Source organism: Citrobacter koseri ATCC BAA-895 (genome assembly GCF_000018045.1).
Taxonomy (GTDB): Bacteria; Pseudomonadota; Gammaproteobacteria; order Enterobacterales; family Enterobacteriaceae; genus Citrobacter_B; species Citrobacter_B koseri.
The window spans coordinates 2,274,348-2,293,929 of the sequence record NC_009792.1 but is presented as its reverse complement, the minus strand read 5'-3'; the positions used below and the strand labels follow the sequence as shown (position 1 = coordinate 2,293,929).

General features: G+C 55.4%; 17 protein-coding genes. 4 read left to right on the top strand and 13 right to left on the bottom strand.

Annotated features, from left to right (window positions below; genetic code table 11):
• Positions 1-100: 100 nt before the first annotated feature.
• The 3 genes from fldA to ybfF form a co-directional block, all read right to left on the bottom strand.
• Positions 101-631: a flavodoxin FldA gene (gene fldA / locus CKO_RS10495; RefSeq protein ID WP_012133317.1), complete on the bottom strand. Its 531-nt coding sequence runs from the start codon at positions 629-631 to the stop codon at positions 101-103.
• A 150-nt stretch (positions 632-781) separates the two neighbouring features.
• The gene (ybfE, locus tag CKO_RS10490) at positions 782-1,075 is read right to left on the bottom strand and encodes a LexA regulated protein (protein WP_012133315.1); all 294 of its coding nucleotides are present in this window, start codon (positions 1,073-1,075) and stop codon (positions 782-784) included.
• A 128-nt stretch (positions 1,076-1,203) separates the two neighbouring features.
• Positions 1,204-1,977 carry an esterase gene (gene ybfF / locus CKO_RS10485; RefSeq protein ID WP_012133314.1) on the bottom strand — a complete coding sequence of 258 codons (774 nt, stop codon included), beginning with the start codon at positions 1,975-1,977 and terminating at the stop codon, positions 1,204-1,206.
• 197 nt (positions 1,978-2,174) lie between these two features.
• Here ybfF and seqA point away from each other — a divergent pair, with 197 nt between their 5' ends.
• Both seqA and pgm read left to right on the top strand, forming a co-directional pair.
• Positions 2,175-2,720: a replication initiation negative regulator SeqA gene (gene seqA, locus CKO_RS23340; protein WP_012133313.1), complete on the top strand. Its 546-nt coding sequence runs from the start codon at positions 2,175-2,177 to the stop codon at positions 2,718-2,720.
• A 24-nt stretch (positions 2,721-2,744) separates the two neighbouring features.
• A complete protein-coding gene (gene pgm / locus CKO_RS10475; RefSeq protein WP_012133312.1) occupies positions 2,745-4,385 on the top strand; it encodes a phosphoglucomutase (alpha-D-glucose-1,6-bisphosphate-dependent) in 1,641 nt (546 codons plus the stop codon).
• Positions 4,386-4,474: 89 nt separating this feature from the next.
• On the opposite strand, the gene potE is transcribed toward pgm, so the two are convergent.
• The 9 genes from potE to kdpF form a co-directional block, all read right to left on the bottom strand.
• Complete coding sequence (potE, locus tag CKO_RS10470; protein WP_012133311.1) at positions 4,475-5,794, bottom strand: putrescine-ornithine antiporter; 1,320 nt, start codon at positions 5,792-5,794, stop codon at positions 4,475-4,477.
• Positions 5,791-7,989 (bottom strand): ornithine decarboxylase SpeF, encoded by a 2,199-nt coding sequence (speF, locus tag CKO_RS10465; RefSeq protein WP_024130539.1) that lies wholly within the window; start codon positions 7,987-7,989, stop codon positions 5,791-5,793. The genes potE and speF overlap by 4 nt, the downstream gene beginning before the upstream one ends.
• A 256-nt stretch (positions 7,990-8,245) precedes the next feature.
• Complete coding sequence (gene speFL / locus CKO_RS23335) at positions 8,246-8,350, bottom strand: leader peptide SpeFL (RefSeq protein WP_114149115.1); 105 nt, start codon at positions 8,348-8,350, stop codon at positions 8,246-8,248.
• A gap of 278 nt (positions 8,351-8,628) precedes the next feature.
• Positions 8,629-9,306 (bottom strand): two-component system response regulator KdpE, encoded by a 678-nt coding sequence (gene kdpE / locus CKO_RS10455; protein ID WP_012133308.1) that lies wholly within the window; start codon positions 9,304-9,306, stop codon positions 8,629-8,631.
• Positions 9,303-11,990 carry a two-component system sensor histidine kinase KdpD gene (kdpD, locus tag CKO_RS10450; protein ID WP_012133307.1) on the bottom strand — a complete coding sequence of 896 codons (2,688 nt, stop codon included), beginning with the start codon at positions 11,988-11,990 and terminating at the stop codon, positions 9,303-9,305. Before kdpD ends, kdpE begins: the two co-directional genes overlap by 4 nt.
• Positions 11,990-12,556 carry a potassium-transporting ATPase subunit KdpC gene (kdpC, locus tag CKO_RS10445; protein WP_024130537.1) on the bottom strand — a complete coding sequence of 189 codons (567 nt, stop codon included), beginning with the start codon at positions 12,554-12,556 and terminating at the stop codon, positions 11,990-11,992. The genes kdpD and kdpC overlap by 1 nt, the downstream gene beginning before the upstream one ends.
• Positions 12,557-12,564: 8 nt before the next feature.
• On the bottom strand, positions 12,565-14,613 hold the full coding sequence (kdpB, locus tag CKO_RS10440; RefSeq protein WP_024130536.1) for a potassium-transporting ATPase subunit KdpB: 2,049 nt from the start codon (positions 14,611-14,613) through the stop codon (positions 12,565-12,567).
• Between the two features lie 20 nt (positions 14,614-14,633).
• Positions 14,634-16,313 (bottom strand): potassium-transporting ATPase subunit KdpA, encoded by a 1,680-nt coding sequence (gene kdpA / locus CKO_RS10435; protein WP_012133304.1) that lies wholly within the window; start codon positions 16,311-16,313, stop codon positions 14,634-14,636.
• Entirely contained in the window at positions 16,313-16,402 is a 90-nt protein-coding gene (kdpF, locus tag CKO_RS10430; RefSeq protein ID WP_048902400.1) for a K(+)-transporting ATPase subunit F, read from the bottom strand. Before kdpF ends, kdpA begins: the two co-directional genes overlap by 1 nt.
• A 309-nt stretch (positions 16,403-16,711) precedes the next feature.
• Here kdpF and CKO_RS10425 point away from each other — a divergent pair, with 309 nt between their 5' ends.
• Positions 16,712-16,918 carry a YbfA family protein gene (locus CKO_RS10425; protein ID WP_024130535.1) on the top strand — a complete coding sequence of 69 codons (207 nt, stop codon included), beginning with the start codon at positions 16,712-16,714 and terminating at the stop codon, positions 16,916-16,918.
• Between the two features lie 147 nt (positions 16,919-17,065).
• Here the strand turns inward: CKO_RS10425 and CKO_RS10420 are convergent, their stop codons facing one another.
• Positions 17,066-18,547 carry an MFS transporter gene (locus CKO_RS10420; protein WP_012133300.1) on the bottom strand — a complete coding sequence of 494 codons (1,482 nt, stop codon included), beginning with the start codon at positions 18,545-18,547 and terminating at the stop codon, positions 17,066-17,068.
• 266 nt (positions 18,548-18,813) lie between these two features.
• Here CKO_RS10420 and ybgI point away from each other — a divergent pair, with 266 nt between their 5' ends.
• Positions 18,814-19,557: a radiation resistance protein YbgI gene (gene ybgI, locus CKO_RS10415; RefSeq protein ID WP_024130534.1), complete on the top strand. Its 744-nt coding sequence runs from the start codon at positions 18,814-18,816 to the stop codon at positions 19,555-19,557.
• Positions 19,558-19,582 lie beyond the last annotated feature (25 nt).

Here is a 19,582-nt window from a genome sequence, read left to right as displayed (position 1 = left end):
ATTGTACAGGGTCAGGCAAGAAAGTTACAAATTTGTAGCAATTATTTTAATTGGTTTTATCTATTGATGCGACGCAGATGCTTTTCTGCGCCGCACAAAATCAGGCGTTAATGATTTCGTCGAGGTGCAGTTCGCCGGAAATCTGTTTAACCCATTTTTCAACGCGATCTGCGGTCAGTTCAGGCTGACGGTCTTCGTCGATAGCCAGACCAACAAAGTGATCGTCGTCAGCCAGACCTTTGGACGCTTCAAAATGGTAGCCCGCCGTTGGCCAGTGACCGACGATGGTCGCGCCGCGCGGCTCAATGATGTCGCGGATGGTGCCTAACGCGTCGCAGAAATATTCTGCGTAATCTTCCTGGTCGCCGCAGCCGAACAGCGCCACCAGTTTACCGTTAAAATCAATCTCTTCGAGAGTCGGGAAGAAGTCATCCCAGTCACATTGCGCTTCACCGTAGTACCAGGTCGGGATGCCCAGCAGCAGGATGTCGTACCCTTCCAGGTCCTCTTTGCTGCTTTTCGCAATGTCATGCACATCGGCAACGTCTTTACCAAGCTGTTTTTGAATCATTTTTGCGATATTTTCGGTATTACCGGTGTCGCTGCCGAAAAAGATGCCAGTGATTGCCATGAGTAAAATAACCTCTTGAAACTTATTGAAATGGTGGTGGCGTATTGCCCGCAGATAAGGGCAATCATAGCAGAACAGTCAGGCATGCGGAAACAGCAATCACGCGGGACTGCACTCTGTGCTACATGATTTATGATATTGAGCAGTTTTTCAGACTACGCCCTGGCCGCGCAGCGCTGCCAGTTGAGTCATCAGCATCTCTTCGATGAGTTCGCTACGGCTCATATTGCGGGATTCGGCCAGCTCGTTCAGCGCATCGACAGCCTCAGCGTTGAGTTTCAGTTCGACACGCTTAAGGCCACGTACTTTGTCGCGTTTTAGCTGGTTACGCTTATTAATGCGCAGCTGTTCATCACGCGAAAGCGGATTGGTTTTGGGTCGTCCCGGGCGACGCTCGTGTGCGAACAGATCTAATGTCGTACGGTCCGTTTGTTCTTTGGCCATGATTTTGGTGACTTCGGGGAAACAATCAGCCAGGCGTCTGCCCGGATGGATAGCGCGCCATCATACATCAGCAAGGCAGACACGCCAACGCCCGCGGACGTAATCGCGCGCGGACGCTGAGTTTTTAATCAGTTGGCCTTATCTGCCAGATAGCGACGAATGGCGCGCAGCACCGCATCGGGTTTTTCCGCGTGAACCCAGTGGCCCGCTCCGGCGATGACGTGCGCCCGCGCCTGAGGGAACTGCGCCAGCAGATCGTGACGATATGCTTCGGTCACATAAGGCGAGTTGCCGCCGGGGATAAACAACACCGGGCGATCCCAGGCTGGAATGGTCTCCCAGCCCACAATATGTGGATACTGTTCCCACAACACCGGTACGTTAAAGCGCCATTCGCCGTCGATAAACGATTTCAGCAGAAACTGGATGACGCCTTCTTCTTGCAGATGTTGACGCATAACGGTGGCGGCCTGTTGACGGGTTTCGGCGCCCGCGTCGGTGACGGCATTGATGGCGGCGAAGATTTCATCGTGGCGGCGAACGTGGTAATCGACCGGCGCGATGTCGATCGCGACCAACTGGTCAATACGCTCCGGCGCCAGCGCGGTGAGCGCCATTACCGCTTTACCGCCCATGGAGTGGCCGATAAAGGTGGCTTTCTCAATGCCTTCGGCATCAATGGTATCCAGTAAGTCTTGCGCCATTGCCGGGTAGTCCATCACCGGATCGCGAGGGGAGAGACCGTGGTTGCGCATATCAACCTGAATGATATCGTGATCGGTCACCAGGTCGCGCGCCAGCACGCCGAGGTTGTCCAGGCTGCCAAACAAACCGTGAACGAGGACGATGGGAGAATTATTGTGCAGGTTTTGTGCAGTTTGCGCTCGGATATTCAATTTCATGGCAAAGTTCTTTTTTTCGCTCTGTCGGGTTAGGGTATTATGTTGACTATTCTGCCACAGGGCTGCAACAACTACGGTTTACTCCGAGTTTTTCCGTCAGCCAGGTTTGACGCTATCCGCTGTTGGAATTTGCCTTTACACTACGTGCAGGTAATCCCAACGACTTGTATTCAGATAAGACACCGCACTGGATTAAGATGAAAACGATTGAAGTTGATGATGAACTCTATAGCTATATTGCCAGCCACACCAAGCATATTGGCGAGAGCGCATCCGACATTTTACGGCGCATGTTGAAGTTTTCCGCCGTATCACAGCCTGTCACTCCGGCGGCGAAAGAGGTTCGCATCGCGCAACCTGCTATCGTGGAAGCGAAGCCCGTCAACCCCGTAAAAGATAAAGTCCGCGCCATGCGTGAACTGCTGCTTTCCGACGAGTACGCGGAGCAGAAGAAAGCGGTAAACCGCTTCATGCTGGTGCTGTCTACACTCTACTCACTGGATAATCGCGCGTTTGCCGAAGCGACGGAGTCGTTGCATGGCCGTACGCGCGTCTATTTTGCGGCTGATGAACACACGCTGCTGAAAAATGGTAATCAAACTAAACCGAAACATGTGCCCGGCACGCCGTATTGGGTGATTACCAACACCAACACCGGCCGTAAATGCAGCATGGTTGAACACATCATGCAGTCAATGCAATTCCCGGCGGAATTGATTGAGAAGGTTTGCGGAACAATTTAATCCTTGCATTAAAAGGACCAGGCAATGGCAATCCACAACCGTGCAGGTCAACCTGCGCAACAGAGTGATTTGATTAACGTCGCCCAACTGACGGCACAGTACTATGTACTGAAACCCGAAGCAGGGAATGCAGAGCACGCCGTGAAGTTCGGTACGTCCGGGCATCGCGGTAGCGCAGGTCGTCATAGTTTTAACGAGCCGCACATCCTGGCGATCGCCCAGGCGATTGCGGAAGAGCGTGCAAAAAACGGTATCACTGGTCCTTGTTATGTGGGCAAAGATACCCACGCGCTGTCTGAACCGGCATTTATCTCTGTACTGGAAGTGCTGGCGGCGAACGGTGTTGATGTCATCGTGCAGGAAAACAATGGCTTCACGCCAACGCCTGCCGTTTCCAACGCTATCCTGGTTCACAATAAAAAAGGCGGCCCGCTGGCTGATGGCATCGTGATCACGCCATCTCACAACCCACCGGAAGACGGCGGAATTAAGTACAACCCGCCAAACGGCGGCCCGGCGGATACCAACGTCACCAAAGTGGTGGAAGACAGGGCCAACGCGCTGCTGGCTGACGGCCTGAAGGGCGTGAAGCGTATCTCTCTGGATGCGGCGATGGCCTCAGGCCATGTTAAAGAGCAGGATCTGGTGCAGCCGTTCGTTGAAGGGCTGGCGGATATCGTCGATATGGCGGCGATTCAGAAAGCGGGCCTGACGCTGGGCGTCGATCCGCTGGGCGGTTCCGGTATCGAATACTGGAAGCGTATTGCTAAGCACTACAACCTGAACCTGACTATCGTTAACGATCACGTTGATCAGACGTTCCGCTTTATGCATCTCGACAAAGACGGCGCAATCCGTATGGACTGTTCCTCCGAGTGCGCGATGGCGGGTCTGCTGGCGCTGCGTGATAAGTTCGATCTGGCGTTCGCCAACGACCCGGACTATGACCGCCACGGCATCGTGACTCCGGCAGGGCTGATGAACCCGAACCACTATCTGGCGGTAGCGATCAACTATCTGTTCCAGCACCGCCCGCAGTGGGGCAAAGAGGTGGCGGTCGGTAAAACGCTGGTTTCCTCTGCGATGATCGATCGCGTGGTGAACGATTTGGGCCGTAAACTGGTGGAAGTGCCGGTCGGCTTTAAATGGTTCGTCGACGGTCTGTTCGACGGCAGCTTCGGCTTCGGCGGCGAAGAGAGCGCCGGGGCGTCTTTCCTGCGTTTCGACGGCACGCCGTGGTCTACCGATAAAGACGGCATCATCATGTGCCTGCTGGCGGCGGAAATCACGGCCGTCACCGGGAAGAACCCGCAGGAGCACTACAACGAGCTGGCGGCCCGCTTCGGCGCGCCGAGCTATAACCGTTTGCAGGCAAGCGCAACGTCTGCGCAGAAAGCCGCATTGTCTAAGCTCTCTCCAGAAATGGTGAGCGCCAGCACGCTGGCGGGCGATCCGATCACCGCGCGTCTGACGGCGGCGCCGGGTAACGGCGCGTCGATTGGCGGCCTGAAAGTGATGACCGACAACGGCTGGTTTGCCGCGCGGCCTTCTGGCACGGAAGACGCTTATAAGATTTATTGCGAAAGCTTCCTCGGCGAGGAACACCGCAAGCAGATCGAAAAAGAAGCGGTTGAGATTGTCAGCGAAGTGCTGAAAAACGCGTAAGTGCGGTTTGTGTGCCGGGCGGTACTGCGTTTGCCCGGCTACAACAACGATCGTAGGCCCGGTAAGCGTTAGCGCCACCGGGCTTTTTTTTAACCGTGTTTGTTTTTCAGCTCAAAGCGCGGCGATACCAGTCCATACAGCGTCCAGCCGAGGAAGGTCACGATGGAGCCGTACAGCATCGCTTCTTCACCGGAGGAATACAGCGCATAGAAGCTGTACAGCGCGCCGATGAATGCCACGAAGTTCGCCGTTTTGGCTTTTGACGACGGAACATTTGCCACTTTCTGAATGATCACCAGCGCGGCCATCGACAGAATGTACGGGATAATGTTTGTTACCACCGCCAGGTTAACCAACACGTTGAACTGGCTGTTCAGCGATGGGCTGATGGTCATCAGCGATAATCCGCTCTGGATAATCACGATGGTCAGCATCCCCTGAACCGGCGCATCCACTTTCGTTACGCGAGAGAAGATTTTCGGGAAATATCCTTCATCCGCCGAGGATTTGAAGACCTGGGCGATAGTGAACTGCCAGCCCAGCAGCGAACCGCAGCAGGACATCACCATCAACGCCATGATCACTTTACCGACTTCCGGGGTAAACATCTGTGCGAACGCCAGACCGAACGGCGCGGTGGAGTTGGCCAGATCCATGTTTGGTACGATCCCGGCAATCACGTTGGTGGAGATGATGTAAATCACCGCCGCGCCCAGCGTACCGCCTAATACCGCAATCGGTACGTTACGCTCCGGGTTTTCCACCACTTCGGCGTTGGCACAGGCAGATTCCAGACCGAGGAAGGCCCACAGCGTCATCGCAATAGAAGAACCGACGGCGGTGAAGAACGGTACGTGATGCGGGTTCCAGGAGTTGGCGTACAGCGTTGGGCTAAACCAGAACCAGCCGATAATGCACAGACCGACAACCGGAATAATCACGCCCCAGACGGTGATACTGCTGATTTGCCCGGTAATGCGCGCGCCGCCGAAGTTGGCGACGGTGCACAGCCACAGTACGCCGATGGTCGCCAGACCGATCTGCACCGGTGACAGCGTGGCGCCGAATAACTCGGTGCCGTAGCCGACGGCGGAGATGGCGATAGCGACGTTGGCAATCAGCAGCGAAACGCCATAGGTGTAGTTCGCCATAAAGTTGCCGGACTTACCAAAGGCATACTCCGCGTAGCCGCCCATACCGCCGGATTTACGGCTGAACATCCCGCATTTGGCGAAAGCCCATGCCAGCGCCATTGAACCAACGGCAGTCACCAGCCACGAGATGATCGAGATGGTGCCGACCTCCGCAAGTTTGGTGGGCAGCATGATAATCCCGGAGCCCATCATATTGACCATTGTCAGGATGGTGAGCTGAACGACGCCCATTTTATTGGATTTGGCTTTACTCATAATTTTTCCCCTTTCAGCAGGGTGTTCTGTGCTTCGCGCGGTTTAATGACGTAGCACCACACCTGTTTACGGCCGTCGTGTTCTTCGATGTAAACGCCCTGTAGTTCAGGCGCAAAGCCCGGCAGCAGGTTGATCCCTTCTTCCAGCGCGCTGAAATAACGCAGCACCGCACCGCCCCAGATTTCACCCGGAACAACGCACAAAACCCCTGGCGGATACGGAAGCGCGCCTTCTGCCGCGATCCGTCCTTCCGCGTCCGGCAGGCGAACCAGTTCGACTTCACCGCGCAGATAGGCGTAGTTGGCGTCCTGCGGGTTCATGCTGACGCGTGGGAAATGGGATTTACGGAACATCTCTTTTTGCAGCTGTTTCACGTTATGGCGTGCGTACAGATCGTGCATCTCCTGGCACAGCTGACGCAGGGTGTAGCCGGCATAACGCGCTTCATGCTGCTTATAAATTGACGGCAGAACGTCAGCCAGCGGCGCATCGGCTTCCAGCAGTTTCTCAAAGCGCACCAGCAGGGCGACGAGTTGCTGCAATTTCGCCATGTCTTCCGCTGGCGTCAGCAGGAACAGGATCGAGTTGAGATCGCATTTTTCCGGCACCACGCCGTTTTCACGCAGGAAGTTGGCAAGGATGGTCGCCGGAACGCCAAAGGTGTCGTATTCGCCGTTGCGCGCATTGATGCCCGGCGTCGTGAGCAGCAGTTTGCACGGATCAACAAAGTACTGGTGTTCGGCGTAGCCTTCGAAGGCATGCCAGTGTTCGCCCGGCACAAAGTGGAAGAAGCGCAGGTCGTTTGCGATCTCCGCCGTGGGGTAAGACTGCCACGGTTTACCGTCGATCAATTCCGGTACGAACGGACGGATGTGATGGCAGTTATCAAGGATCAGCTTACGAGCATTGATGCCGTTCGCCACGCAGTCCATCCACATGTTACGGCCACCGACGCCTTCGTGCATTTTGGCGTTGATGTCCAGGGCGGCGAACAGCGGGTAGAACGGGCTGGTGGAGGCGTGCATCATGAACGCGTTATTCATACGTTTATGCGGCACATAGCGAGACTGACCTTTGATATGGCTGTCTTTCTTGTGGATCTGCGAGGTCTGGGAGAAACCGGCCTGCTGTTTGTGAACAGACTGTGTGACCAGGATTCCCGGATCGTTCTCGTTCAGATCCAGCAGCAACGGCGAGCAATCGGCCATCATCGGAATAAACTGCTCGTAGCCGACCCATGCGGAGTCAAACAGGATGTAGTCGCACAGATGACCAATCTTATCCACCACCTGACGGGCGTTATAGATGGTGCCGTCGTAGGTGCCTAACTGGATCACCGCCAGGCGGAACGGACGGGCGTCTTGCGCGCGTTGCGGCGCCACTTCGCTGACCAGTTCACGCAGATAGTCTTCTTCAAAGCAGTGGGCGTCGATCCCGCCGATGAAGCCGTACGGGTTGCGCGCGGTTTCCAGATAAACCGGCGTCGCGCCCGCCTGCAACAGCGCGCCGTGGTGGTTCGATTTGTGGTTATTACGATCGAACAGCACCAGATCGCCTGGGGTCAGCAGCGCGTTAAGTACCACTTTGTTTGACGATGAGGTGCCGTTCAGCACAAAGTAGGTTTTATCGGCGTTGAACACTTTCGCGGCGTGTTGTTGCGCGATGCACGGCGCGCCTTCATGGATAAGCAGATCGCCCATCGCCACGTCGGCATTACACAAATCAGAGCGGAAAAGCGTTTCGCCAAAGTACTCAACAAACTGATTCCCTGCGGGGTGACGGCGGAAGAATTCACCGCCCTGATGCCCCGGACAGTCAAATGCGCTGTTGCCCTGGTTTACGTAGTCCACCAGCGCCCGGAAGAACGGCGGGCGCAGTTGCGTTTCATAGTGGCTGGCAGCGGTCTCCAGTTGGCGGCCATAGAAGGCGTTACGGGCTTCATTATGTTCGAATACGCCCGAGATCCGCGGCAGATATTCTGCCGGAACGCGCTCTTCATTTTGTGTCGCGATAAACACGGGAATACCGTAGCCCGTCGCATCAATCTCATCGAGTTTACCTCGTTCAATATCATTGATGGATAACACGATAGCGGCAACATCAATGAAATTACTTTCATCAACATTAACGATACTGCGCTGTGTAGAAAAACAATCAGGGCAGGAACGACTGACGGCAATTTTTAATTCAGACATTTTCATCTCTTTATTTTCAGGTAATAGCAGGTCCTCAATTTCTCGAATGAGAAACTGATAGCTCCGGAAAAAAAGCAATACGACGCCACTGATAAATAAATCAGTAAATTGCTTTTTAGAAGATGCAATAAACCCTAACCTTTCCGGTCACAGGTAAAACAGGGTTATGCAGTGTGAGCACCACGAGATACAGGCGTTAGCCTGCAATGCAAGGGGTCAGGAAGACCTGTATGCTGGAGTGCCCTTAGTCGAAAGACTAACGGGCATTAAAGAAATGAAAGTCGAAGCTGTTACGGTGAGCAAACATCATAATATGAGTTGTCCGCCTTATATGGGGCATTGTACGGCTATTATTTTCCATTTTGGTTACCTTTACTGGATAAGTGGAAGGTGAGGGTATTTTATCCAGGAAATGAGCCTGGTCTGTGAAGAAGATCAATAAAAAACGATCATTTCTAAAATATTTAGTCGTTGTTTATGCATATCACACGATAAGATATCGTATTGTTGTTTATATGTTATGGGTTTGTATTTTTATATTTTTTAAGGAATGAGCTTACACTGCAAAATACATTATTTGCAGTGTGGTTAATGATAAAAATGATATTTAGGAATTAATTAAAAAAAATGAATAACCATTCATGGCATAAAACGATAACCGATTCCGGTTTCGGTAATGAAATGGCGGGGGCGGGCGGGATCTTTCTCCAGTTTCTGTCGCAGGTGACCCATATAAATACGCAAATAGTGACTGTGCTCGACGGCGTTCGGTCCCCAGACCTGGTTCAACAGCTGCCGCTGGGTGAGCACTTTGCCCGCATTATTCAGCAACACGGCCAGTAAGCGAAACTCAATCGGCGTCAGGTGAATTTCTTCTTCATCACGGTGGACAAGGTGTGCTGCTAAGTCCACTTTTATGCTGGAAAACTGCACGATGGGGTCAGGAGAAGGGCCGCTGGCGTGACGGCGCAGCGCCACGCGTAAGCGCGCCTGTAGTTCGCCAATGCCGAAGGGTTTACTCAGATAGTCATCGGCGCCCGCATCCAGCGCAGTGATTTTATCGCTCTCCTCGCTGCGAGCAGAAAGCACAATCACCGGAATTGCGCTCCATTGTCGCAGGTCGCGAATAAAATCGATGCCGTCGCCGTCAGGCAGGCCAAGATCAAGAATGATGAGATCGGGTTTCCGCGTGGCGGCTTCCAGCAACCCACGGCTTAGCGTCTCTGCTTCGTACACGCGCAGCCCGTCGCTTTCCAGCGCGCTGCGCAGAAAGCGACGAATAGCCTGTTCGTCTTCAACAATCAGAACGTTGGTCACATATCCTCATGAAAATCTTCAAGTTCAGGTGCAGTTTCCTGCGGGAGTGTAACACGGAAACAGGCTCCGCCCTGCGGGCGATTGTGGGCGGAAATCGTTCCACCGTGCACTTCAACAATCGCCTGGCAAATAGCCAACCCCAGCCCAACGCCCGGTACGGCAGACTCTTTATTTCCCCGGGCAAATTTGTCGAAGATGCTTTTCTCCTGCCCGTCAGGAATGCCGGGGCCATTATCCCAGACGTCAAGCTGAAGATGTTCGTCTTCAACATGGGCATCAATGCCGATCTCCGCCTGTGAACCGGCGTATTTGACGGCGTTTTCCAGAAGGTTGATCAGTACCCGTTCAAACAGCGGGCCGTCAACGTGTACCAGCGTCATCGGCGCTGGCAGCGACAGGTTAATGGGGTGGGATAGCCCCGGCTCCAGCATTTGCAGGGCGCTGCCGACAACCTCTTCCAGCGTCAGCCACTCTTTTTTAAGATTAAATCCACCGGACTGAATGCGCGCCATATCCAGCAGGTTATTCACCAGCCGGGTGGTGTTGAGAATGTGCTGGCGGATTTCGCTGGCCTGGCGCGCATGTGGCGATCCTTCACTTGCCAAATCCAGGGTTAAAATCTCCGCCTGACCAAACAGCACCGTCAGCGGCGTGCGCAAGTCGTGGGAGAGGGCGGCGAGCAGGGCATTGCGAATGCTCTCGCGCTCGCTGGCGAGTCGGGCCAGCTCTTCACTGGCGGTAAGCGTCAGACGCTCCAGCGCGCTGGCGACCAGCAAGGTGAATGTTTCCAGTAGCCGCTGTTGCTCCGGGATCATCAACTGACGAAGATTCCCCGGTTCGACCACCACCAGTCCATGCGTTTTATCGGCGCTTTTTAACGGTAAAATTTGATACGGCACGCCGGGCAGGGTATCCGTGCCCGCCCCGGCCGGCTGGCCTTTGTCAAAGCTCCACCGGGCGATGGCGTCATCCCACGGCGTTATGCCCTGCTGGTGGGTCAGCGGCGTCAGCGTGCCGTTTTCATCCGGCAATAATACCTGGCTGCGGGCCTGAAACGTGGAGGCGATAAACTGTTCGCTGGTGGCGGCGATATCCTGCCTGCTTCGCCCCACCGCCAGCGCTTTGGACATCTCGTACAGATGGCGCGTGCGCTGTTCCCGATAGCGGGCAACCCGCGCCTGATAGCGCACACCCGCCGTCAGGTTACCGATCACCAGCCCCACCGTCAGCATCACGGCGAAGGTCAACAGATACTGCACATCGGAAACGGCAAGCGTGCCGCGAGGAGCAATAAAAAAGAGATCGAAGCTGGCGACGTTAATAAAGGTTGCCACTACCGAGGGCCAGCGCCCATAAAACAGAGCGATAATCACCACGCCCAGCAGATACAGCATCACCAGGTTAGCCGCGTCAAAGGCGACCATCCACTGTACGGCGATGACGGTGGTCACTGCGCAAAGGGCGATCGCGACCAGGCAGCCCTGTATCTGCACCCGCCACTTATCTTTGAAGGCACGGGTATCCGGTGTCTGATTCAACGGGCGAGTCGGGGGATCATCAAGGGCGACGACCACCTGATCGAGATCCGGCGCCTGTTTCGCCAGGCGATCGGCAAACGAATCTCTGCGCCACCAGCGTTGCGTTGCCGGGCGACCCAGCACAATTTTGCCGAGGTTATGTTCCCGGGCGTAACGCACAACCGCTTTTTCTTCGGCGGGATCGGAAAGCGTGGCGGTCTCCGCGCCCAGCTCCTGCGCCAGACGCAGGGCGCTCAAGATGGCGCGCCGCTGCTTTTCCGGCAGGCGATGCAGCGCCGGGGTTTCGACATACACCGCATGCCAGACGCTGCCGAGGCGGGCAGCCAGCCGCGCGGCGGCACGCACCAGTTTTTCACTGCCGGTGTTGTGCCCGATGCACAGCAGAATGGCGTCGCGGGTATGCCACACTTTCTCTTCGCCCGGATGGCTCCGCCAGGCGCGCATTTGATCGTCCACCCGGTCGGCCGTGCGGCGCAGCGCCAGTTCACGCAGGGCGATCAAATTGCCTTTGCGAAAGAAGTGCTCAATGGCGCGTTCAGCCTGACCGGCAATGTACACCTTGCCCTCTTTCAGACGCGCTCGCAGATCGTCAGGCGGCAGGTCGACCAGAACCACCTCGTCGGCGGCATCGAAGAAAGGGTCTGGCACGGTTTCACGAACCTGAATGCCGGTCACGCCGCTGACCACATCGTTGAGGCTTTCCAGGTGCTGGACGTTGACGGTGGTAAAGACGTCAATACCCGCTTCCAGCAGCTCTTCGATATCCTGCCAGCGTTTGGGATGGCGCGAGCCTGGCGCATTACTGTGCGCCAGTTCGTCCATGAGAATAAGCGCCGGGCGACGGGCCAGCGCCGCGTCGAGATCGAACTCGCTGAGATGGCGTCCGTGATGCGTCTGCCGTTTTAGCGGCAGGATGCTGAGGCCGTCCAGCAGCGCGGCGGTCTCTTTACGCCCGTGGGTTTCCACGACACCCGTCAAAATATCCAGCCCTTGCGCCCGCAGTCGCTGCGCCTCAGCCAGCATCGCCCAGGTTTTCCCGACGCCTGCGCAGGCGCCGAAGAAGATTTTCAGTTTTCCCCGGTGTGGTGCGGCGGTCTGTTCCAGCAGGCGATCGGGGTCAGGGCGTAGCGGTTCTTCATTAACCATCAGAGCTTATCCAGCGCTAAATTGAGTTCCACGATATTAACCACTGGCTGGCCGATAAAACTCACCAGCGGCTTTTGCGTATATTCTGCGACCAACTGCGTCACGGCTTCAACGCTGAGATTTCGCGCTTTGGCGATGCGCGGGATCTGCCACGCCGCCGCTGCTGGCGTCAGGTTATTGTCCAGCCCGCTGGCGGAGGCGGTGAGCAGTTCCACCGGAATCGTCGTGCTGGCGTCCGGGTTAGCGGCCCGCAGCGCCTTCACCCGCTGCTGCAACTGTTTATCCAGCACCGGGTTGCTGACCGCCAGATTACTGCCGCCGGAAGCCATGGGATTATAGGGCATTTCCGCCGTTGCTGACGGGCGTCCCTGAAAATAGCCGTCGGCGGTAAAATTCTGCCCGATAAGCGCAGAGCCGCGCACGAGACTGCCATCAACAATCAGTGAGCCGTTAGCCTGATGCGGGAACCACCATTGCCCCAGCGCGGTGGTAAGCAGCGGGTAAATGCCGCCGGTTAGCAGCGTCAGAAACACCAGCGTTGATAATGCAGGACGTAATCCACTCATTATAAACCTCACACCAGACCCAGCAGAGTCAGCAGTAAATCAATCACTTTAATGCCGATAAACGGCACAACCAGACCACCCAGGCCGTAAATCCACAGATTACGGCGCAGCATGGCAGAGGCCGAAAGCGGCTTATAGCTCACCCCTTTCAATGCCAGCGGGATCAGAAAAACGATAATCAACGCATTGAAGATCACCGCGCTGAGGATTGCGGAATCCGGCGAATGCAGACGCATAATGTTCAGCGTATTCAACTGCGGGTACGTCGCGGCAAACGCCGCCGGAATGATGGCGAAATATTTCGCCACGTCATTGGCGATACTGAACGTGGTGAGCGAACCGCGCGTCATCAACATCTGTTTACCGATATGCACCACTTCGATCAGCTTGGTCGGGTTGGAATCCAGATCCACCATGTTACCGGCTTCTTTCGCTGCCTGAGTACCGGAGTTCATTGCCACCGCCACATCAGCCTGCGCCAGCGCCGGTGCATCGTTGGTTCCATCGCCGGTCATCGCCACCAGGCGACCTTCAGCCTGGTACTGGCGGATCAACGCCAGCTTGGCTTCTGGTGTGGCTTCCGCCAGGAAATCATCCACTCCGGCTTCGGCGGCAATCGCCGCTGCCGTCAGGCGGTTGTCGCCGGTGATCATCACCGTTTTGATGCCCATTTTGCGCAACTGGGCAAAACGTTCCTTAATCCCGCCTTTGACAATATCTTTCAGCGCGATAACGCCCAGCACGCGGGAACCTTCCACCACCACCAGCGGCGTGGCGCCAAGACGGGCGACGCTATCCACTTTTTGCTCCACGTCAGCGGGGAAGTGACCGCCGCTGGCTTCAACGTGGCGGCGAATGGCATCCACGGAACCTTTACGGATCATTCGGTTATCAATGTTGATGCCGCTCATCCGGCTTTGCGCGGTAAAGGGAACAAAGGTGGCATGGCGCGACTGCACATCGCGCTCGCGCAGATTAAAACGCTGTTTGGCGAGAATGACGATGCTGCGGCCTTCCGGCGTCTCGTCGGCCAGCGAAGAGAGTTGCGCTGCGTCGGCCAGCGTCTTTTCATCCACGCCCTGAGCGGGCAGAAAGTCCGAGGCCTGACGGTTGCCGAGGGTGATGGTGCCGGTTTTATCCAGCAGCAGCACGTCCACGTCGCCTGCGGCTTCCACCGCCCGACCGCTGGTGGCGATGACGTTTGCTCCCAGCATTCGACTCATCCCGGCGACGCCGATCGCCGAAAGTAATCCGCCGATAGTGGTGGGGATCAGGCAAACCAGCAGGGCGACCAGCACCGTCACGCTGACGGCATGGCCGCCCCAGGCGGAAAAGGGCCAGAGCGTGGCGGTTGCCAGTAAAAAGACAATAGTCAGGGCAATCAGCAGAATGGTCAGCGCGATTTCGTTTGGCGTTTTACGGCGCTGCGCGCCTTCCACCATCGCGATCATCCGGTCAAGGAAGGTTTCGCCGGGATTCACGCTGCATTCGATGACCAGCCAGTCGGAGAGAATACGTGTTCCGCCGGTCACTGAGGCAAAGTCGCCGCCGGATTCACGAATCACCGGCGCGGACTCACCGGTAATGGCGCTTTCGTCCACCGATGCGCCGCCTTCAATGACCTCGCCGTCGCAGGGAATAATATCGCCCGCTTCAACCAGGACGATATCCCCTTTACGCAGCTCATCGGCAGGGAGGCGATCCGCCTGCGCGCCATACTTTGGTTCACGCAGTTTGCGGGCAAATGCCGTTTTCTTCACCCCTTTCAGACTGCTGGCCTGCGCTTTGCTGCGACCTTCCGCCAGCGCTTCGGCAACGTTAGCGAACAGGACGGTAACCCATAGCCAGAGGCTTATCGCGCCAGTAAACCGGGGATTACCTGGCATCTGCCCGGTTGCCATCGCCACCGTGATAAGGGTCGTCAGCAGACTGCCGATCCAGACAATAAACATGACCGGATTGCGCCACTGGGTATGTGGGCTTAATTTTTTCACGGCCTCGATCAGCGCCTGAGCGACCAGGGAGGGCTCGAACAGCGCCAGTTGTTTGCGACTCATCACCATGTACTCCGCTTCGCTCAATATAAAGAGAGGTGTTCAGCAACCGGCCCAAGCGCCAGCGCAGGAATAAAGGTCAGTGCGCCCACCAGCAACACCGTACCGATCAGCAGGCCGACAAACAGCGCGCCGTGCGTCGGCAGTGTGCCGGGGCTGGCCGGCTGGCGCTTTTTACCGACCAGCGATCCGGCAATTGCCATGACCGGGATAATCACCCCGAAGCGACCGACAAACATGCAGAAGGCCAGCAGGCAGTTCCAGAAGGGCGTGTTGGCGTTCAGACCGGCAAAGGCGCTGCCGTTGTTGTTGGCCGCCGAAGAGACGGCGTACAGCACTTCGCTAAAACCGTGTGGGCCGGGGTTGAGCATTCCGCTGCGGCCGGTTTCGGTCATCATCGCCAGCGCCGTACCGAGCAATACCAGCGTCGGGGTAATCAGAATCGCCAGGGCGGTCATTTTCATTTCGCGCACGTCGATTTTTTTACCCAGATATTCTGGCGTGCGGCCAATCATCAGCCCGGCGATAAATACGGCTAACAATACGAACAACAGCATGCCGTACAAACCCGAACCGACGCCGCCAAAAACCACTTCGCCGATTTGCATCAGCCACATTGGCACCATGCCGCCCAGTGCGGTAAAAGAGTCATGCATAGCGATAACCGCCCCGCAGGAGGCCGCCGTGGTCACGACGGCGAACAGGCTGCTGACCAGCACGCCAAAGCGACTCTCTTTGCCTTCCATATTGAGGCTGCTGTCGGTGCCAAACTTCAGCAGATGAGGATTGCCCTGGACTTCCGCCGACATCACCACGGCGACGCAGACCACGAAAATGATCGACATCGCCCACAGCAGCATCTGTCCCTGACGGCGATCGCCTGACGCATCGCCAAAGGCAAAGCAAAGCGCGGCGGGAATCAAAAAGATCGCCAGCATCTGTACCATGTTGGTTAATGCGCTCGGGTTTTCAAACGGATGCGATGAGTTGGCGTTGAAGAACCCGCCGCCGTTGGTGCCGAGCATCTTTATGGCTTCCTGTGAAGCTACCGGCCCCATCGGCAAAAGCTGTTTCACACCTTCAACGCTGGTGAACGATTGATAGGGCAGCAGGTTTTGCAGTGCGCCCTGCTGGATGAAAAGCAGAGCGATTAACAGGGCGAGCGGCAATAAGATCCACAGCGTAATGCGCACCAAATCCATCCAGGCGTTGCCCAGCGTATCTATGTTCTGGCGCGTAAAGGCGCGGATCAGGGCAAAGATCACTGCGATACCGGTAGCCGCCGACAGGAAATTCTGTACGGTCAGTCCCGCCATCTGGCTGAAGTAGCTTAAGGTGGTTTCCCCGCCGTAGGACTGCCAGTTGGTATTGGTGACAAAACTGATGGCCGTATTGAGCGCCAGATGCCAGGAAAGGCCAGGCAACTGCTGCGGGTTCAGCGGCAGCAGGTTTTGCCCCAGCAGCATCAGAAACAGCACTGTCAGACCCAACAGATTCAGGGTAAGAATGGCCAGCAGATACTGTTTCCAGTCCATTTCCTGCGTCGATATCCCCAACCCGCGCCATAGCAGACGCTCTACGCTGGCGGTGCCTGGCAGGGGAATGTCGTTGATAAGTCGCGCCAGACCCACGCCTAAAGGGCGGGCGAGCACGAACAGGATCAGTAAAAAACTGGCTGTCAGTAAAAATCCCTGGGCCGCCATCAGAATGCCTCCGCATTAATCAGGGCATACACCAGGTAACCAAAAAGTAAGAAAATCAGCATGATGCCGATGATTACGCCTGCACTCACGGTGCACCTCCAGTGGTTTTTCTTCTGATATGCGGAGGGTAATTTTTTGCCTGCAAAGATTTCGCAAAAATCGGCGCGTAGGGTGTAAAAAAAGTATAAAAATGGAAAAGACCATCATTTAACTAATGATTAGTATTAATTTAACTTTTATGTAACTTAATTACAGGGCGAATGTAAATAAACCTTAAATAGACAAAAATAAGTGGTCGGATGAGTAGTAAAATTACACGCAAAGCGGTACTATTTTCAGCAGATAACCAATTTGACTTTACCGGTGATGATTACCGGCCAGATAAAGGGGAGAAAAGTATGGAACTCTATAAAGAATATCCAGCTCATGTTGTTTTGTTACGCCGCACTCTCGCCGTTGTGGCTGGGGTTCTGGCGCTGCCGGTCATGTTGTTCTGGAAAGACCGTGCTCGTTTTTACAGCTATCTGCATCGCGTCTGGTCGAAAACCAGCGATAAACCGGTGTGGATGGAGCAGGCAGAAAAAGTGACCTGCGATTTCTACTGATATACAGCATCGTCCGAGAAAACCGCCAACAGAAATGTGGCGGTTTTTTTTTATACGTTATGCCGGATGGCGGCGATGCCTTATCCGGCCTACAGGACAGTCACACTGTAGGCCCGGTAAGCGCTGCGCCACCGGGCGTAATGTCATTCAGGACTCAACCGCCAGCGGGCGGTTTCTGAATTTAAGTGACTGATACAGCCAAATCAGCAGTACCAGCGCCACGCAGGCCAGCGCTCCCCAGGTTATCTGGTCGAACACATCGATATAGGCATTGATGGCGTAGTTGATCGCGCCGCTTGCATCAAACGCGCTCTGTGAGGTCTGATCGGCAATGACGCCAGCCAGATAGTTGGCGATCGCGCCGGAGAGCAACATATAGATACCGGTCAGGACGCCCGTCACGCCAGGGATCTCAATACGTGTAATCTGCGACATTGCGACCGGGTCGATGAACAACTCGGCAAAACCCATTACCGCCAACCCTAAGATCATCAGTGGCATAGAAGAGTGACCGTAGGCGGCAGATAACCGGGCGCTTACGGTCAGAATGCAGAATCCGGCGCTCATTAAACCGAGACCCAGGGCGAATTTCCCCCAGATCCGCACGGTACGGTTGCCGCCCATACTCTCCTTAATCAGCCAGGCCAGCACCACGCCGCACAGCATGACCGCGAAGGCATTCACTGACTGGAACATTGCCGTCGGTACTTCGTAACCCAGAATCGTACGGTTCACAAATCGGTCGATGTACAAACTGATGGAGCTGCCGCCCTGTTGGGCGAACGCCCAGAACAACATGCTGAAGAAGGTGAGAACCACAATCAGCCCCAGCTCTTTACGCTGTTTTTGCGTCTGTGCCTGACGGTAGATTTTTGTCAGCACCGCAAGACCAATAACGGTGGCGACAATCAGCGCATAGACCGACCATTCTTTCCAGAACAGCACCGTGATCAGCAGCGGCGCGGCGACCAACAGCACCAGCAGCCAACACCAGTTGGGCAGAACAAACGTTCTGGCGTGCAGCGCGGCTTTATTCACCCCAGTGGTGTGGGCGAAATGGCGATTGCCGCACAGGAAGATAATTAACCCGGCGATCATGCCGATAGCGGCCAGCGCAAAACCCATCGCCCAGCTGTACTCTTCCTGAACATAACCACAGGCGATAGGGGCAACGATCGAGCCGATATTGCCGGCGGCATACAGCAGTGAGAATCCCCCGTCGCGGCGTGGATCTTCCGGTTTATACAGCTCACCCAACAGGCAACTGATGTTGGATTTGAACAGACCGTAACCGCAGACGATGATCGCCAGCGACAAATAAAGGAAGGTCGGCGCGATTTCACTCGCCCCCAGCACCAGATGCCCAACGGCCATCAAAAATGCTCCCAGCATGACCGCCATGCGATTACCAAGCACTTTATCCGCCAGATACCCGCCGAGAATCGGGGTGACATAGACCAGCGAACAGTAAGCGCTGAACAGCGCATACGCATGGTTATCGTCGTATTTTAGCTGGTTGGTGAGGTAGAGAATCAGCAGGGCGCGCATGCCGTAAAAGCTGAAGTATTCCCAAATTTGCAGTGCGACGACGTAATAAATGGCGCGCGGTTGAGAAGATGGTTTATTCATTGTGATTCCGGGATGGATGTCACACCGCAAAAGAAATCCGCGGCGTGAGTGTGTTTCCTTAAAGTTATAACTTCGATACAGATCTGATTATTTTTGCAATATGCTGTCTGATTGCATAAATATACATGAATCAGATCGAGTAAGGGTAAGCATTTTGCGTCTTAAAACGGCGTGATTGTTTCTCAATGTGTCGAAGAAATGGCTATCGACGAAGTGACGGGAGAACGCTATTTTAACGTAGTGCACATATGAAGAAGGGAGCGATGATGAAAAACACCGAACTGGAACAACTGATCAATGAAAAGCTGAACAGCGCGGCCATCAGCGATTACGCGCCGAATGGCTTACAGGTTGAAGGCAAAGAGACGGTGCAAAAAATCGTGACCGGCGTGACGGCAAGCCAGGCCTTACTGGATGAAGCGGTACGCCAGCAAGCTGATGCGGTCATCGTTCATCATGGTTACTTCTGGAAAGGGGAATCTCCGGTCATTCGCGGTATGAAACGCAACCGGCTGAAAACGCTGCTGGCGAATGACATTAACCTCTATGGCTGGCATCTGCCGTTGGATGCGCACCCGGAACTGGGAAACAACGTGCAGCTGGCGGCGCTGCTTGGCATTACCGTGATGGGGGAAATCGAGCCGCTGGTGCCGTGGGGAGAGTTATCAATGCCGGTGCCGGGGCTGGAACTGGCCTCGTGGATTGAAGCGCGCCTGGGACGTAAACCGTTATGGTGCGGCGATACCGGGCCGGAAAAAGTGCAGCGTGTGGCCTGGTGTACCGGTGGCGGGCAAAGTTTTATCGACAGCGCCGCGCGCTTTGGCGTGGATGCGTTTATTACCGGCGAGGTCTCTGAACAGACGATTCACTCCGCCCGCGAACAGGGGCTGCATTTCTATGCCGCCGGACACCACGCCACCGAGCGCGGCGGTATTCGCGCGTTAAGCGAATGGCTGACTGAAAATACGAGTCTGGATGTGACCTTTATTGATATTCCTAATCCGGCATAACGCATAAAACACGAGAGGGACGAAA